Origin of the sequence: Ancylobacter mangrovi (genome assembly GCF_024752355.1) — a bacterium.
GTDB classification, from domain to species: Bacteria; Pseudomonadota; Alphaproteobacteria; order Rhizobiales; family Xanthobacteraceae; genus Ancylobacter; species Ancylobacter mangrovi.
On sequence record NZ_JANTHZ010000009.1, the window covers coordinates 199,619 to 215,695 of the forward strand.

Below are 16,077 nucleotides of genomic sequence, written 5' to 3' on the forward strand. Positions count from 1 at the left end.
TGCCGGCCGGCGCAGGAAAGGACTTCGCCGATGGACATCAACCTGCCGGACGTGCTCGCCGAGGTGCGCGCCGCCTTCGACCGCTACGAGCAGGCCCTCGTCACCAACGACGTCGAAGCACTCGACGACCTGTTCTTCGAGTCGGACACGACCATCCGCTATGGCGGCGGGGAAAACCTCTACGGCATCGGCGCGATCCGCGCCTTCCGCGCCGCCCGCTCGCCGGCCGGACTCATGCGCCGGCTCGAGCGCACCGAGATCACCACCTATGGCCGCGACTTCGCGGTGGCCGCCACGCTGTTCCGGCGCGACACGGCACCCGGCAAGGTCGGTCGGCAGATGCAGAGCTGGATGCGCACTCCCGGCGGCTGGAAGGTGGTCGCCGCCCATGTGAGCGTGATCGACGAGGTGAGCCTCGTCGACGAGTGAATCGATAGAGGCGTGAGCGATATCAAGGCACGGTCGGCGATTTGCGGATTTTGTTCGCTCATCGTGCTAAAGATCGGGCGCTGCGGCACTTTCGCGGCAGCGACTCGCTGCATTGCCGGGTACCCTGTCGCTCATGTCCGTGGTTTCCGTTCGCTTTCCCGCTGACCCGATGCTCTCCGCGAAGGCCGGTCGTGGGCGCGTGACCCGCGCCGAGAGCCTGCGCATGCAGCTCGCCGACGAGATCACGCGCGGCCTGCTGCCGCCCGGCACCACGCTCGACGAGACCGCCCTCGCCACCCGCTTCGGCGTCTCCCGCACCCCGGTGCGCGAGGCGCTGCGCGAGCTCACCGCCTCAGGCCTCGTGGATGCCCGCCCGCATCGAGGCGCGGTGGTGGCGCGCCCCAGCGTCGAGCGCCTGCAGAACATGTTCGACGTCATGGCCGAGCTGGAGGGCCTGTGCGCCGGCCTCTCGGCGCTGCAGATGACGCCGCCCGAGCGCCGCGCACTCGTGAAGCTGCACGATGCCATGGGCGAGCTGATGCGCCAGGGCGACTTCAACGCCTATCGCGAGGCGAACGACCAGTTCCACACCACCATCTATGACGGCAGCCACAACGACTATCTGATCGAGATCACCCTCGGCACCCGCCGGCGCCTGTCACCCTTCCGCCGGGCGCAGTTCCGCGCGCTCGGGCGCCTCGGCCTGTCGCACACCGAGCACGACCGGGTGGTGACGGCGATCCTGCGCGGCGACCGCGAAGGGGCGATCGCCGCCATGCGCAGCCACATCGCCATCGTTCACGACGCTTATGAGCAATACGCACAAAGCGTCTGATCTGATACGATAATCCGGATATCTCTCAGCCACCGACGGCGTGGCTCTCGCGCCGTTCCTCCTCGGCGGCGAGGAATCCCCGCCAGCCGCCGAAGGCCGTGATGTCGCGCGCATTGGCCGCCGCTGCCGCCTCCATGAGGAAGCCCTTCACCTCCGTGCCGTCGTCCAGCATCACCGACCCGACGCCGAGCGGCGCGGGGATGGCGGCGACCAGCCGGCCGAACGCTTCGGCGGGCAGCGCCCAGACCTCGCAGGCGATCGGCGCACCGGAGCCCGGACGGCCACGCACCAGCCCGGGCCGGCGCACCCGCCCTTCCGGCAGGAGATGGAGCCGGTAGTCGGCGCTGGTGCGCGCATTGCGCAGGAACACGCCGCCGGCCGCCACGAGATCCCCGTTGAGCGGCAGGCCGGAGAGATGCGCGCCGAACAGCGCCAGCTCGAGAAAGCCCGGCGCCGGACGCGGCCTCGCCTGCGGGCGCGGTCCCAGCCGCCGGCCGGTCGCTCCCATGGTCAGGCCGGTATCGGCGTGGAAGCCGGAGCCCAGCGCGGCGAGATGCGCGTCGCGCCCCGCCGGCGCCAGCAGCGTCACCCCCGCCGGCGCGTCGTCGGGCCGGATCTCCGCCGGCACGGACAGGGCGCACATGTCGAGCAGGTTCACGAAATTGGTGTAGACGCCGAGATTGCTGTTGTAGCGCACCGGCTCGGCCAGCATCTGCTCGACCGTGTAAACGGTCGGCATGGTTGGCACCATCAGCGCGTCGAAACCGGCCAGCGCCTCGCGCGCCTGCACCTTCAGCTCGGCGAGCCGGTACTGGCCGCGGAACGCGTCCACTGCCGTGAGGCCCCGTCCCTGCTCGACGATGGAGCGTATCACGGGATGGAACGCGGCCGGCCGAGATTCCAGGAACGCGCCCACCGCGGCGAGGCGCTCGGCGACCCAGGGGCCCTCATAGAGCAGCTTCGCCGTGTCGTGGAACGGCGCCATGTCGATCTCCTCGACCTCGGCGCCCAGCCGCTCCATGCGGGCGACGGCGGCGGCGAAGGCCCGCTCGGCCAGCCGGTCGCCGAAGCTGACCAGATCCGCGCGGCGCGGCACCGCGATGCGCGGACGGGCGGGAAAGTCCCCCGGCATGCCGATCGGCAGCGCACGCGAATAGGGGTCCGCCTCGTCCGACCCGCCCGCCGCGCGCAACACCGCAAACGCTTCCTCGACCGACAACGCGAACACCGATACGCAGTCGAGGGAGCGGCAGGCCGGCACGACGCCGCTGGTCGAGACGAGGCCGAGGCTGGGCTTGAGCCCGACGATATTGTTGAGCCCGGCGGGAACGCGCCCGGAGCCCGCCGTGTCGGTGCCGAGCGCGAACGGCACCAGCCCCGCCGCCACCGCCACCGCCGAGCCCGAGCTCGACCCGCCCGGCACGAGGTCCGCCCGCATGGCATTGCGCGGCGTGCCGTAGGGCGAACGCGTCCCGTTCAGCCCGGTGGCGAACTGGTCGAGATTGGTCTTGCCGATGACGATCGCCCCGGCCCGGCGCAGCCGCGTCACGCAGCTCGCATCGCGGGTCGCGTCATAGGCATAGTCCGGGCAGGCGCAGGTGGTCGGCAGGCCGGCGACGTCGATATTGTCCTTCACGGCGAACGGCACGCCATAAAGCGGCAGGCCGGCCGGATCGATCCCCTCCAGAGCCCGCAGCGCCGCCGCGATTGCCTGCGGCGTGCTGAGCGTGGTGAAGATTGCCGGATCGCCATGGCGCTCGATGAGCTCGAAGCAGCGCGCAACCGTTTCCGCCGGCCGCGCCGCCCCGGAACGGTGGGCCGCGACGATGTCCGCGATGGTGCCGATCAATGTATCGTCCTTCCTGTGCTCCCGGCCTCATGCATAACACTTGAGCAGCACATAGGCCATTGCATACAGGAGCAGGAAACCGCGTTTCCACGGTGCCGGATTAGCGATCCATTTACCGATTGTGGAACACAAAAAGAACGGATAGTGTTTGTTCGTGATTTGTTTTCATTGCGGCGCGCGGACGGAAGGCATCGATGCTCACTCGCAAACAGCACGAGCTGCTTCGCTTCATCAATGACCGCCTCAAGCAGGACGGCGTTCCGCCTTCCTTCGAGGAGATGAAGGAAGCACTGGACCTGAGGTCCAAGTCCGGCATCCATCGTCTCATCACGGCGCTTGAGGAACGCGGCTTCATCCGCCGCCTGCCCAACCGGGCGCGGGCGCTGGAAGTGCTGCGCCTGCCGGAGGATTCGCAGCCGCCACGGGCCTCGCGCGCCTTCGCGCCCAACGTGATCGAGGGCAGCCTCGGGCGCGCCCGCCCCGCGGCGAGCGACGATGGCGCGTCGCGCTCGGTGCCGATCCCGGTCATGGGCCGCATCGCCGCCGGCACGCCGATCTCCGCAATCCAGTCGCGCGACCACACCATCTCCATGCCGCCGGAGATGATCGCGGGCGGCGAGCATTTTGCGCTCGAGGTGCGCGGCGATTCGATGGTCGAGGCGGGCATCCTCGACGGCGACCTCGCGCTCATCCGGCGGATGGACACCGCCAATACGGGCGACATCGTCGTCGCGCTGATCGACGACGAGGAAGCGACGCTGAAGCGGCTGCGCCGCAAGGGCGATTCGATCGCGCTGGAAGCGGCCAACCCGGCCTACGAGACCCGAATCTTCGGCCCCGACCGCGTTCGCATCCAGGGACGATTGGTAGGGCTTTTCCGGCGCTACTGAGGGCGCTTCGCGCCGGCGGGCCGCGGCGGCGGGCCGCGGCGGCGGGATGTGCCTCCGGCGGGTTGCGTTGACGAGCGGCATCGGCGGGCCGCGTTGGCTAGCCGGCTTGGAAGCGGCATTTGTGACTGGGTGACGTACCAGAGCTGATGGGCGGATGTGCCCGAGCTCACTGGTGGAGCCCCGAACTGCTCGAGCCGGCTGGCTGGAATGTTGCGGGTCGCCGGAAGGGTTGTGCTTTTCGGCGCCATTGCTCTGAGCCGATCCCTCGGCGAGACGCGCAACGTCGCGAACGAGGGCGATAGACATGCCCTCCGGCGAGCCTTGTCTCCCGCGGCAGCCTGGCCTCGGGAGGTGGCAACAAGACAGCGCTGCGGGCACCGTGGAGTCGAACCCGTCTGGCGACGATCCTTCGCCCTCGCCTCGTGCGCCGCTCAGTCGATTGTCTCGGTAAGCGCTGGCCAGTGGCGACACATCGGCGCTCAATAGGCATCCCTCGGGGGCCTCTCAGCGGGCCCGCCTCCGCAGGCATTTATCGCGCGCGGCCGTCATTCCCGTTGCTCGTCATCGTCCGGCTCGCCATCGCGGGCGTCGCCCCCATCTTCCGACTCGCTTTCGGCACTGGCTCGGCCGGCCGCGACCGGCTCGGCCGATGCACCCTTCCCGGGAGACCGCGCCGCCGGATCGACACCCCGCGTGGGCGCGAGCAGAATCTGCCCGACCTCCGGCGATGGCGGCAGCCAGGGCCGCGTTTCCCCGCCGGGACGCGCCACGGAAAGGCGCCATTCTCCCGGCCCCATCCGCGTCGCCGCCAGGCCGCCGAGCTGGTGCCACGCATCGACATGGATCACCGTCGCCGCGCAGTCCGCTGGCGGCTCGAAGGGCGTGACCACGAGTTCGGCCCGCAGGCAGTCCTCGGCGAGCGAGCCGCGCTCGCGCGAGTAGGCGACGAGGGCCCCATCGGGACCCGTCAGCGTGCAGCCCTGCGCGTCGCAGCGGGCGGCCTGCGTCAGATCGGCGGCGGACACGGTGCGCACGCCCTCGGCGCTCAGCCACGGCGCCACCTCGAAGCGCTGGGCGATCCGCGTCGAGGGGCTGCCCATCAGCGACAGCGCCCCGTCCGGCCCGCGCACAGCCACGGTGCGGGCGCGGGAATCGACGTAGAGGTCCAGCGGCCGCGCCAGCAGGAAGACGCAGACCCCGGCACCGGCCAGCAGCGGCGCTGCGAGGACGAGCCGCGTGCGTAGCAGGCACAGGCAGGTCAGGGCGAGGCTGAGAAGGATGAGGCTCGCCATCGGCATGGTGGCGATGCCGCGATCCGCGCCCGGCAGCGCCGCGACCGAATCCGCGATGCCGATCATCAGGTCGAGACCCCAGCCCATCGCCCGCCAGGCCGGACCGTCCCAGCCGAACGGCATAAGCATCGAGCCGAGCAGCCCCATCGGCATGACGATGAACGACACCACCGGCATGGCGGCGAGGTTGGCGAGCAGGCTCAGCGGGGCGAGGCGCTGGAAATGAAAGGCGGCAAAGGGCGCGGTGGCGAGCCCCGCCACCAGCGAGGTCAGCGCCAGCGCCGCGACATAGCGCACCGGCCGCAGCGTCCAGCGCCGCGCCGTCGTGCCCGAAGGCGCCATCAGCCGCTGGCCCCACCTCTCATAGGCCGCCACCAGCGCCAGCGTCGCGGCGAACGACATCTGCGCGCCGGGGTCGAGGATCGCCCAGGGCGTGAGCACCATCACCACCAGCGCCGCGATCGCCAGCGTGCGCAGCGTCAGCGCCGGCCGGCCGATCATCACGCCGAGCAGGACCAGCAGCGTCATCACATAGGAGCGCTGCGTCGGTACGTGCGCGCCGGAGAGCAGCAGGTAGTAGGTGGCGGCGAACAGCGCCGGCACCGCGGCCCAGCTCTTGATCGGGTAGCGCAGCGCCAGCTCGGGCGGCAGCGCCAGCAGGGCGCGGGCGAGGAAGAACACCGTCATCGCCACCAGCGCCATGTGCAGCCCTGAGATCGAGAGGATGTGCGACAGGCCGGAGACGCGCATGTTCTCCTCGACGGTCTCCGGCACGCCGTCGCGCAGCCCGGTGACCAGCGCCACCGCGATCCCTCCCTGCCCGCCCGACAGCACCGCGCGGATGCGCCCGGCGATCGCCTCGCGGCTGCGCTCCAGCCAGGCGGCGAAGGCGAGCCCCGCGGGCGGCTCGGGGCCGGGCACGAGCTGCACCTTGCCGAGCGCGTAGCCCGTGGCGCCGATGCCCTCGAACCAGATCGCGCGGCCGAAGTCGAACCCGCCCGGATAGGCCGGCCCCGGCGGCGGCCCGAGCGTCGCGCGCAGGCGCACATGGGCGCCAACCGGCGGCGGATCGCCCGAGGCGAGGCTCACCCGCACCCGCTCGGGCGGATCGGCGATCTCGCGGCCGAGATGGGTCACCCGCAGCGTGATGCGGCTCCCGCGCGAACGGCGTTCCTCGGCCTCCACGAAGCCGCTCACCTCCACCGCCTGGAGAGTGCGCGCCAGCACCGGATGGGCGATCCGCCGCGCCTGCAGGCTCGCGACGGCGAAGCCGGCGGCGATGGTCGCCAGCAGCACGCACAGGTGAAAGGCGAAGGGCCGGGCGCGGGCAAGCACGGCGAACACGCCGAACAGCCCCGCCGGCACCAGCCCGCCATAGGCCCACGGCTCGTGCGCCGCGCCGAAATACAGCGCGATGCCGGTGGCGAAGGCGACGGGCAGGAACAGGAAGCCGCGGCGGTCGTCGAGCTCGCGCAGCACCCATTGGGCGACCGCCTGCCCGCCCAGCAGCCGCAGCCACGGCAGGCCCGGCGCGGTACCGGCGGCCGTGAGCGCGGGGATGCGAGGCGCGGAGGCGACGGCGAGCGCCCGCGCGCGCCCGGGGCGCGCCCGCCCGGCCGTTCCCTCTTCCGTTCCCTCTTCCGACCCGCTCCCCGTCCCCATGCCCCGTCACGTCGTCGCGCCTCGCACGCCTGCCGGGCGCGGCGCCTTTTCCCCCGTCACAGACCTATGGTACACGCACCGTCCGCGCCCGCCATGCCGACCCGTTCCCCGGCGAGATCCCTCGCCGATCACCGCGCGCGAGACGAGAGACATGTCCGAGACCGTCGTCACCCGCTTCGCCCCCTCGCCCACCGGCTTCCTGCACATCGGCGGGGCGCGCACCGCGCTGTTCAACTGGCTCTATGCCCGGGCCAAGGGCGGCCGAATGCTGCTGCGCATCGAGGACACCGACCGCCAGCGCTCCACGCCGGAGGCGATCGAGGCCATCATCGACGGGCTGAAATGGCTCGGCATCGACTGGTCGGGCGACGTCATCTACCAGTTCGCCCGCGCCGAGCGGCACCGCGAGGCGGTGGAGCAGATGCTGCGGGACGGACGCGCCTATCCCTGCTACGCGACCGCCGCCGAGCTGGAGGAAATGCGCGACACCGCCCGCAAGGAAGGCCGCCCCCCGCGCTATGACGGGCGCTGGCGCGACCGCGACGCCGCCGAGGCACCCGAGGGGGCAAAGCCCGCCATCCGCCTGAAGGCGCCGGTCGAGGGCGAGACCGTAATCGAGGATCTGGTCCAGGGCCGCGTCGTGTTCCAGAACAAGGAGCTCGACGACCTCGTACTGCTGCGCTCGGACGGCACGCCCACCTACATGCTCTCGGTGGTGGTGGACGACCACGACATGGGCGTCACCCACATCATCCGCGGCGACGACCATCTCACCAATGCTGCGCGCCAGACGCAGATCTACCATGCGCTGGGGTGGAGCGTGCCGAAGATGGCGCACATCCCGCTGATCCACGGTCCGGACGGCGCCAAGCTCTCCAAGCGCCACGGCGCGCTCGGCGTCGACGCCTACCGCGCCATGGGCTACCTGCCCGCCGCGCTGCGCAACTATCTGGTGCGGCTCGGCTGGAGCCATGGCGACCAGGAGATCTTCTCGACCGACGAGATGAGCAGGCTGTTCGATCTCGACCATGTCGGCCGCTCCGCCGCGCGCTTCGACTTCGCCAAGCTGGAGAGCATCAACGGCCTGTACATGCGCTCGACGCCGGACGACGAGCTGATGGCGGCCATCGACCAGCTTCTGCCGCACCTGCCGAACGGCGCCGAGATCGCCGCCGCCCTGACGGCGGAAAAGCGCGCCCAGCTCCGCGCCGCCATGCCGGGGCTCAAGGAGCGCGCCAGGACGCTGGTCGAGCTAATCGACAGCGCCGCTTATATCTGGAAGTCGCGCCCCTTTGAGATGGAGCCCAAGGCCGCCGCGCTGCTCACCGACGAGACGCGCCGGCTGCTGGCCGCCACCGCTTCCAGCCTCGCCGAGCTCGGGGAATGGACCGCCGCCGGCACCGAGGCCGCGGTGCGCCATGTGGCCGAGGCGAAGGGCGTGAAGCTCGGCGCCATCGCCCAGCCGCTGCGCGCCGCGATGACCGGGCGCACCACCTCTCCGGGCATTTTCGACGTGCTGGAAGTGCTCGGCAAGGACGAGTCCCTGGCCCGCATCGCCGACCAGACGAAGGCCGCCGACGCGGCCTAAGCGTATGGCGCATGGTGCATATGCGAACGGTGCAAGGCGGCACGGACACGGTGCCGCCGCACCGTCAGGGCTGCACTTCGCTGCGCTTGCGAGCACGGTTCGAAACCGTTACGACTTCCATGCCAAGTCGCGACGAAGCAACCCCGCTTCCAACGCTTCAGGCCGAGCGGTCCGGCGCGGCACACGCAAGACGCGCTCCGTCAATCGGTTCCACAAATTCAAGGGAGATCCCGCATGGACGCCAGTCACGGTACTTCGGCGACAACAGCGACTCTTACGGTCGGCAACGAAAGCTGGGATCTGCCCATTCTGAAGGGAACGGTCGGGCCGGACGTCGTCGATATCGGCAAGCTCTACGGCCAGACCGGCATGTTCACCTACGATCCGGGCTTCACCTCGACCGCGAGCTGTGAGAGCCAGATCACCTATATCGACGGCGACCAGGGCATCCTGCTCTATCGCGGCTACCCGATCGAACAGCTCGCCGAGAACGGTGACTTCCTCGAGACCTGCTACCTCCTGCTCTACGGCGAGCTGCCGACCGCGGCGCAGAAAGCCGACTTCGACTATCGCGTGACCCGCCACACGATGGTCCACGAGCAGATGAATCGTTTCTTCCACGGCTTCCGCCGTGATGCGCACCCGATGGCGGTACTGGTGGCCTCGGTCGGCGCCCTGTCGGCCTTCTATCACGACTCGACCGACATCTCCGATCCGCAGCAGCGGATGATCGCCTCGATCCGCATGATCGCGAAGATCCCGACGCTGGCGGCGATGGCCTACAAATACTCGATCGGCCAGCCCTTCGTTTACCCGAAGAACGACCTCGACTACGCCTCGAACTTCCTCAACATGTGCTTCTCGGTACCGTGCGAGGAGTACAAGGCGAACCCGATCCTCTCCCGCGCCATCGACCGCATCTTCATCCTGCACGCCGACCACGAGCAGAACGCCTCGACCTCGACGGTGCGCCTCGCCGGCTCCTCCGGCGCCAACCCCTTCGCCTGCATCGCGGCCGGCATCGCCTGCCTCTGGGGCCCGGCCCATGGCGGCGCCAACGAAGCGGCGCTGAAGATGCTCGGCGAGATCGGCTCGGTCGAGCGCATCCCCGAATTCATCAACCGCGCCAAGGACAAGAACGACCCGTTCCGCCTGATGGGCTTCGGTCATCGCGTCTACAAGAACTACGACCCGCGCGCCAAGATCATGCAGCACACCACGCATGAGGTGCTGGGCGAGCTCGGCATCAAGGACGACCCGCTGCTCGACATCGCCATCGAGCTGGAGCGCATCGCGCTGCAGGACGAGTATTTCGTCGAGCGCAAGCTCTACCCGAACATCGACTTCTATTCGGGCATCACGCTGCGCGCGCTCGGCTTCCCGACCTCCATGTTCACCGTGCTGTTCGCCCTCGCCCGCACCGTGGGCTGGATCGGCCAGTGGAAGGAGATGATCGAGGATCCGAGCCAGCGCATCGGCCGCCCGCGCCAGCTCTACACCGGCTCGACCCATCGCGACTACGTGCCGATGGCGCGCCGCAAGTAGGACGAAACGCGCGGGACCCGGCGATCGCGCCGGGCATCGCTCGCCTCTCGGGAAACCCTGCCCTCCATCCGGACGGCGGGGTTTTTCATTTTCGGGCTTCAGCCAGTGTCTCGAGCACTGCCCGCGCGGCGCGCAGGCTCGGCGGATCGCCGCCCAGCCCCATGATCGCGTCGAGCCGGGCGAAGGCGGCGAGCTGCGCCTCCCGCTCCACCCCACCCTGCACCAGCCGCGCGAGCTGCGCCGCCATGGCCGGCGGGTCGATGTACCATTGCAGATATTCCGGCACCGCCTTCTCGCCGAGGATCAGGTTCGGCAGGATCGCGGTCGTCACCTTGAGGATATAGGGCGCGATCCAGCCCTCGAGCCGCGGCACGCGATAGGCGGCGACCGTCGGGATGCCCGCCAGGGCGAGCTCCAGCGTCACCGTGCCGGAGGCGGCGAGCGCCGCGCGGGCGATGCGGAAGGCCGCCAGCTTCTCCTCGTCGCTCGTGACGATGCGGGGCGCGAGCGGCCAGCCGGCGACCATCTCCTCGACCTGCGTCAGTCGGCGCGGCAGGGTCGGCAGCACGAATTCGGCGTCCGGCACTTCCCGCTGCAGCCGCGCCAGTACCTCGCCGAAGGTTGCGCCCAGCCGCGACAGCTCGGCCCGGCGGCTGCCCGGCAGCACCAGCACCACCGGCGGATCGGCCGCCCGGCGCTCCGCCTCCGCCCCCTGCGGGCGCAGCCGGTCGAGCTCGCCGAGCAGCGGATGGCCGACATAGGTGGTCGGCGGCCCGCCGAGATCGTGCATCACCTGCGGCTCGAACGGCAGCAGCGCCAGCACCCGGTCGACATGGGGCGCCATCGCCCGCGCCCGCCCGGACCGCCAGACCCATACGGTCGGCGCGACATATTTGACGATCGGCAGGTGAGGCAGGCGGGCGCGGACCCGGCGCGCGACGCGGTGCGTGAAGTCCGGCGCGTCGATCAGCACCAGCACGTCCGGCGGGCGGGCGACAATGGCGTCGACGACCTCACCCATGCGGCGCAGGATGCGCGGCAGTGCGCCGATCACCTGCGCGAAGCCCATGGCAGTGATGTCCTCCATGGAAAAGAGCGGCACCAGCCCCTCGCCCTGCATGCGGGCACCGCCGACGCCGCGAAATGTCGCCTCCGGGCGCAGCGACCGCAGCGCGGTCAGCAGGCCCTCGCCGAGCGCGTCGCCGGATTCCTCGCCCGCGACCAAGAACACGTCGAGCGGCCGGCCGGCCTCGCCGGCGCCCGTCAAGGCGCCCCCTCCGCCCCCGGCGCGACGCCGTAGACGAACAGGCCCGCCGCGTCGGCAGCGGCGATCAGCGCCCCGGCCTCGGCGGCGATGACTCCGCCCGCCTCGACCGCGATCCCCGCCAGCCCGGCACGCGCCGCCCCCTCGACCGTGCGCACGCCGAGCGAAGGCAGGTCGAAGCGCCGGTCCTGCCCGGCCTTGGGGCGCTTCACCAGCACCCCGCAGGGCGCGGGCATCTTGATGCGGCCATTGGCGCGCAGCTCCGCCACGCGGGCGAGCATGAGGTCCGTGCCCTCGGCCGCCTCCATCGCCACCACATGCTTGTTCATCACCACCAGCCCCTGCCCGATATCGAGCGGCCCGGTGACGTCCAGCACCCGGCAGCCGAGCACGATGTCCGCCATCGCCTCAGCGCCCGGCGCCACGCGGCCGAGCCGGCCGGCGGGAAGCAGGATTTCCGGTGCCACCTCATGCGCCCCGAGCAGGCGGAACCCCGCCTCCTCGAAGAAGCGGCCAAGGCTGGTGAGAAGATGGTCGTCGCCCCCGCGCAGCATGCGGAAAGCGCTCGGCAGCAGCCAGAAGGTCGCCCAGTCGAGCCGGATGTCGCGGATGCGCGGGCGCAGCACATTGCCGATCATCACCACGTCACGGCAGCCGCGCCGGCGCATTTCGGCGGTGAGCTGGCCGAACCGGCCGATGTGGATCCACACATGCGGCCAGGCCTCGACCTCGGGCCCCGCGAAGCCGCGCACGGGAAACAGCACCACCTCGCGCCCCGCCCGGCGGGCGGCCTCGGCCACCGCCAGCGGAAACGCGCCGCCGCCGCAGATGATGGCGAGCGGGCCGCCCGCGGGCCCGGCCGCCTCAGGCAGCTTCGGGCTCGGCGACATGTTCCGCATCGGCGGGCACGGTCAGGCGCCGCTTGCCGGCGCCGCGGACGAATTCGACGATGCTCATCACATTGGCGTCGCCGGCGAAGAGCTCCGCGACCCGGTCGGTCCGCTCGACGAGCGTTCCTTTGCCGTAGAACAGCTCGCGATAGGCGCCCTGGAGTTGGCGGCGCTGCTGCAGCGAGAGGCCGCGCCGCTTCAGCCCGGTGTAGTTGAGCGAGCGCAGGCCCGGATGGCCCTCCATCATCAGGCCGAACGGAATGACGTCGAAATGCACGCCGCACATGCCGCCGATCATGGCGCCGTCGCCGATGCGCACGAACTGGTGCACGGCGGAAAGCCCGCCGAGGAACACGTTGTCGCCCACGCTGACATGCCCCGCGAGCGTGGCGTTGTTGGCGAAGATCGCCTTCGCGCCGACGCTGCAGTCATGCGCGACATGGCAGCCGACCATGAAGAAGCCGCCGTCGCCGACCCGCGTCTCCATGTGGCCGCCGGCGGTGCCGATGTTCATCGTCACATGCTCGCGGATGGTGCAGTCGCGGCCGATGACGAGCCGGCTCGGCTCGCCCTTGTAGTGCACCGACTGCGGCGGGAAGCCGAGCGAGGCGAAGGGATAGACCGTGCTGCCCGCGCCTACCGTGGTGTGGCCGGCGATGGCGACGTGGGAGATGAGCTTCACGCCCGCCTCCAGCACCACGTCGGCGCCGACCGTGCAGAACGGTCCGATCTCGACCCCCTCGGCGAGTCGCGCGCCGTCCTCGACGCGAGCGGTGGGGTCGACCTTCGCGGAGCTGCTCATTATTTCCTTGCCTGTCCCTGCGCGTCCTGCGCGATCATGGCACCGACCTCGGCCTCGGCGACGATCTGGCCGTCGACCTTGGCCTCGCCGCGGAACCACCACATGTTCCGCCGCTTGGTCATCTGGGTCATGTGATATTCGAGCACGTCGCCCGGCACCACGGGCTTGCGGAACTTCGCCTTGTCCACGGTCATGAAATAGACCAGCGACGGCGGGCCGTCGGCCTCGCGGTTCAGCAGGCAGATGGTGCCGGCGGTCTGCGCCATGCCCTCGAGGATGAGCACGCCGGGCATCACCGGATTGTCCGGGAAGTGGCCCTGGAAGTGCGGCTCGTTGGCCGAGACGTTCTTGACGCCGACCGCCCGCCGGTCACCGTCAATGTCCACGATCTTGTCCACCATCAGGAACGGATAGCGATGCGGCAGCGCCGCCAGGATCCGCAGGATATCCGCGGATCCGAGAGTGATGTCGGACTGTATGTTCATTCGCCTTCACGTGCCTCCTGCCGTCCGCCCCACGGCTTCTCGCCGCGCCCCAGGCGCTGGATGGCCATGACCTCGCGAAACCACTCGCGCATCGGCCTGGCGGGCGAGCCTCCCCATTCGACGCCCGGCGGGACGTCGTCCTTCACATTGCTTGTCGCGGCGATCCGCGCCCCGTCGCCGATGCGCACATGGCCGATCACGCCGACCTGCCCGCCCAGCACGACGAAATCGCCCAGCGTGGCGCTGCCGGCGATGCCGGTCTGCGAGACCACCACGCAGTGCCGCCCGATGACGACGTTGTGCGCGATCTGCACCAGATTGTCGATCTTGCTGCCTTCGCCGATCACCGTGTCGCGCAGGCCGCCGCGGTCGATCGTCGTGCCGGCGCCGATCTCGACGTCGTCCTGGAGGATCACGCGGCGGATCTGCGGCACCTTGGCGTGGCCGCCGGCGCCGCCGAGATAGCCGAAGCCGTCCTGGCCGATCCGCGCGCCCGGATGCAGGATGACGCGGTCGCCGAGCAGCGCGTGCATCAGGCTGACGCCGGCGCCGATCGAGCAGTCACGGCCGATGCGCACGCCCGGGCCGATCACCGCGCCGGCGCCGATCACGGTCCCGGTTCCGATCTCGGCCTCCGGGCCGATCACCGCGCCGGGGTCGACCGTCACATCCGCTTCGAGCCGCGCGCGCGGGTGCACCATGGCGCCGGCCGTGACACCGGGCTGGCCGAACACCGAGCCGGGGCGCAGCGCGTCGGGATAGAGATGGCGGGCGAGCGCGACGAAGGAGGCGTAGGGCTTGGCGACGACGATCGCCGCCGTGCCCGGCGGCACATGGCCGGCGAAACGCTCCGCCACCAGGCAGGCGCCCGCGCGGCAGCGCTCCAGGTCCGGCACATGGCGCGCACCATCCATGAAGGCGAGGTCGGACGGCCCCGCCTCCTCCAGCGCCGCCAGTCCCGAGACGAGGCGCCCGGCGTCGACGCCCTCGGCGATCGTGCCGCCGACGAGCGCGGCGATCTCGCGGATCGCCAGCGGCGCCGGGGCGGAATGGAAGACCGGATCGCTCATGCCTGCTGGGGTGTCGCCCTGTTGCTCAAACGAACCGGCGGCCCGGAAGGTCCGGACCGCCGCGCGTTTCCCGTACGGGCTCAGTCTATATCAGAAGCGGGTGCCGCCGCTGAAGCGGAAAGCCTGCGTCTGGTCGTAGTCTTCCTTGGTCAGCGCCCAGGCATAGTCGAAGCGCAGCGGACCGAAGGGCGACTTCCAGATCAGGCTGACGCCGACCGAGGAGCGGACCATGTCGCTGTCGGCCACGCAGACATTGTTCAGGCCCTGGGTCTTCGAGCCCTGGATCGTGCTGCAGTCCGTGAGGTTGTCCTGCCAGCCCGCAATGTTGGTGAAGGTGGTGTCGCCCTGATAGTCCCAGAGCGAACCGGCATCCGCGAACACCGCCATCTTCAGCCCCAGCTCCTTCGGCAGGAAGGAGAGCGGGAACTGCAGCTCCGCGGTCGTGCCCCAGTAGAGCGTGCCGCCCAGCGCGTCCGGATCGGAGCCGTCGATGCCGGAGGCAAGGTCGCGCGGGCCGATGCCGTTCGGCTCGAAGCCGCGCACCAGGTCCGGACCCTTGAAGAAGTTGTCCAGGATGCGCAGGTCCTCGCCGCCCCAGGAGGCGATGTTACCCGCCTGGCCGCGCAGCATGAGCACGGCATCGCCATAGACCGGCAGGTACAAGCGCGAGTCGAAGGTCGACCGGATGTAGTTGACGTCACCCCCGAGGCCGGCGAAGTCCTGCTTCAACTCGAGCAGGTAACCGCTTGTCGGCTCGAGATTATTGTCGAGCATGTTGTAGGACAGCGTGTACCCGACCAGCGAGGTGAGCGCCGGATCGTTGTTGACCTCAAGGATCGCCCAGGAGATGTGGTTGTAGTACTCGTCGGTCGGCGAGACCGAAATCTCCTTGGTCGACAGCGTGTAGCGCAGACCCAGCGTCAGCTCGTCGGTGAGCGGCAGGGAGACGCGCAGCGTACCACCGGCCGTCGAGGTCTCATACGGGCTGTACGAGGTCTCGTTGGTGTTCTTCCAGAACAGGTCGAAGCCGGCCGCGACCCGGTAGTCGAGGAAGTAGGGCTCGGTGAAGTTGAAGTCGGCGCCCTCGACGTTCTCGCCGAGCTGGCCCGCGAGGCGGACGTACTGGCCGCGGCCGAGGAAGTTCTTCTCCGAGACCGACACCTCGCCGATGAAGCCGTCGGTGGTCGAATAGCCACCCGAGACCGAGAACTCGCCGGTCGGCTGGTCCTCGACCGTGACCACCAGGATCACCCGGTCCGGCGCCGTGCCCGGCTCGTTGGTGATCTTCACGTCCTTGAAGTAGCCGAGGTTGCGCAGCCGCCGCTCGGCGCGGTCGATCAGCACCCGGTTATAGGCGTCGCCCTCGGCAAGGTCGAACTCGCGCCGGATCACCCAGTCGCGGGTGCGGGTGTTGCCGCGGATCTCGATGCGCTCGATATAGACGCGCGGGCCTTCCTCGACGGCGAAGACCAGGTT

At 70.1% G+C, this 16,077-nt stretch carries 13 protein-coding genes; 5 read left to right on the forward strand and 8 right to left on the reverse strand.

The window, feature by feature from the left end; translation table 11 throughout:
• Window positions 1-30: 30 nt before the first annotated feature.
• Together hpxZ and NVS89_RS18635 are read left to right on the forward strand one after the other, a co-directional pair.
• Window positions 31-429 (forward strand): oxalurate catabolism protein HpxZ, encoded by a 399-nt coding sequence (gene hpxZ, locus NVS89_RS18630; RefSeq protein ID WP_258734258.1) that lies wholly within the window; start codon window positions 31-33, stop codon window positions 427-429.
• A gap of 169 nt (window positions 430-598) precedes the next feature.
• Entirely contained in the window at window positions 599-1,264 is a 666-nt protein-coding gene (locus NVS89_RS18635; RefSeq protein WP_258734278.1) for a GntR family transcriptional regulator, read from the forward strand.
• A gap of 25 nt (window positions 1,265-1,289) precedes the next feature.
• Here the strand turns inward: NVS89_RS18635 and atzF are convergent, their stop codons facing one another.
• Complete coding sequence (gene atzF / locus NVS89_RS18640) at window positions 1,290-3,113, reverse strand: allophanate hydrolase (protein WP_258734259.1); 1,824 nt, start codon at window positions 3,111-3,113, stop codon at window positions 1,290-1,292.
• A gap of 194 nt (window positions 3,114-3,307) precedes the next feature.
• Between atzF and lexA the strand changes: the two genes are divergently transcribed.
• Window positions 3,308-4,003 (forward strand): transcriptional repressor LexA, encoded by a 696-nt coding sequence (lexA, locus tag NVS89_RS18645; protein ID WP_258734260.1) that lies wholly within the window; start codon window positions 3,308-3,310, stop codon window positions 4,001-4,003.
• Window positions 4,004-4,548: 545 nt separating this feature from the next.
• On the opposite strand, the gene NVS89_RS18650 is transcribed toward lexA, so the two are convergent.
• Entirely contained in the window at window positions 4,549-6,957 is a 2,409-nt protein-coding gene (locus tag NVS89_RS18650) for a ComEC/Rec2 family competence protein (protein WP_258734261.1), read from the reverse strand.
• 151 nt (window positions 6,958-7,108) lie between these two features.
• Here NVS89_RS18650 and gltX point away from each other — a divergent pair, with 151 nt between their 5' ends.
• Together gltX and gltA are read left to right on the forward strand one after the other, a co-directional pair.
• On the forward strand, window positions 7,109-8,545 hold the full coding sequence (gltX, locus tag NVS89_RS18655; protein WP_258734262.1) for a glutamate--tRNA ligase: 1,437 nt from the start codon (window positions 7,109-7,111) through the stop codon (window positions 8,543-8,545).
• Between the two features lie 234 nt (window positions 8,546-8,779).
• The gene (gltA, locus tag NVS89_RS18660) at window positions 8,780-10,090 is read left to right on the forward strand and encodes a citrate synthase (RefSeq protein WP_258734263.1); all 1,311 of its coding nucleotides are present in this window, start codon (window positions 8,780-8,782) and stop codon (window positions 10,088-10,090) included.
• A gap of 85 nt (window positions 10,091-10,175) precedes the next feature.
• Here the strand turns inward: gltA and lpxB are convergent, their stop codons facing one another.
• The 6 genes from lpxB to bamA all read right to left on the reverse strand — a co-directional run.
• Window positions 10,176-11,357 carry a lipid-A-disaccharide synthase gene (gene lpxB / locus NVS89_RS18665; protein ID WP_258734264.1) on the reverse strand — a complete coding sequence of 394 codons (1,182 nt, stop codon included), beginning with the start codon at window positions 11,355-11,357 and terminating at the stop codon, window positions 10,176-10,178.
• On the reverse strand, window positions 11,354-12,244 hold the full coding sequence (locus NVS89_RS18670) for an LpxI family protein (RefSeq protein ID WP_258734265.1): 891 nt from the start codon (window positions 12,242-12,244) through the stop codon (window positions 11,354-11,356). Before NVS89_RS18670 ends, lpxB begins: the two co-directional genes overlap by 4 nt.
• On the reverse strand, window positions 12,219-13,046 hold the full coding sequence (gene lpxA, locus NVS89_RS18675; protein ID WP_258734266.1) for an acyl-ACP--UDP-N-acetylglucosamine O-acyltransferase: 828 nt from the start codon (window positions 13,044-13,046) through the stop codon (window positions 12,219-12,221). The genes NVS89_RS18670 and lpxA overlap by 26 nt, the downstream gene beginning before the upstream one ends.
• Window positions 13,046-13,531 carry a 3-hydroxyacyl-ACP dehydratase FabZ gene (gene fabZ / locus NVS89_RS18680; RefSeq protein ID WP_258734267.1) on the reverse strand — a complete coding sequence of 162 codons (486 nt, stop codon included), beginning with the start codon at window positions 13,529-13,531 and terminating at the stop codon, window positions 13,046-13,048. The genes lpxA and fabZ overlap by 1 nt, the downstream gene beginning before the upstream one ends.
• Window positions 13,528-14,601, reverse strand: coding sequence for a UDP-3-O-(3-hydroxymyristoyl)glucosamine N-acyltransferase (gene lpxD / locus NVS89_RS18685; protein WP_258734268.1), 1,074 nt, complete (start codon window positions 14,599-14,601; stop codon window positions 13,528-13,530). Before lpxD ends, fabZ begins: the two co-directional genes overlap by 4 nt.
• A gap of 90 nt (window positions 14,602-14,691) precedes the next feature.
• Window positions 14,692-16,077: outer membrane protein assembly factor BamA (gene bamA, locus NVS89_RS18690; RefSeq protein ID WP_258734269.1), on the reverse strand; the 1,386-nt coding region annotated here is incomplete at its 5' end.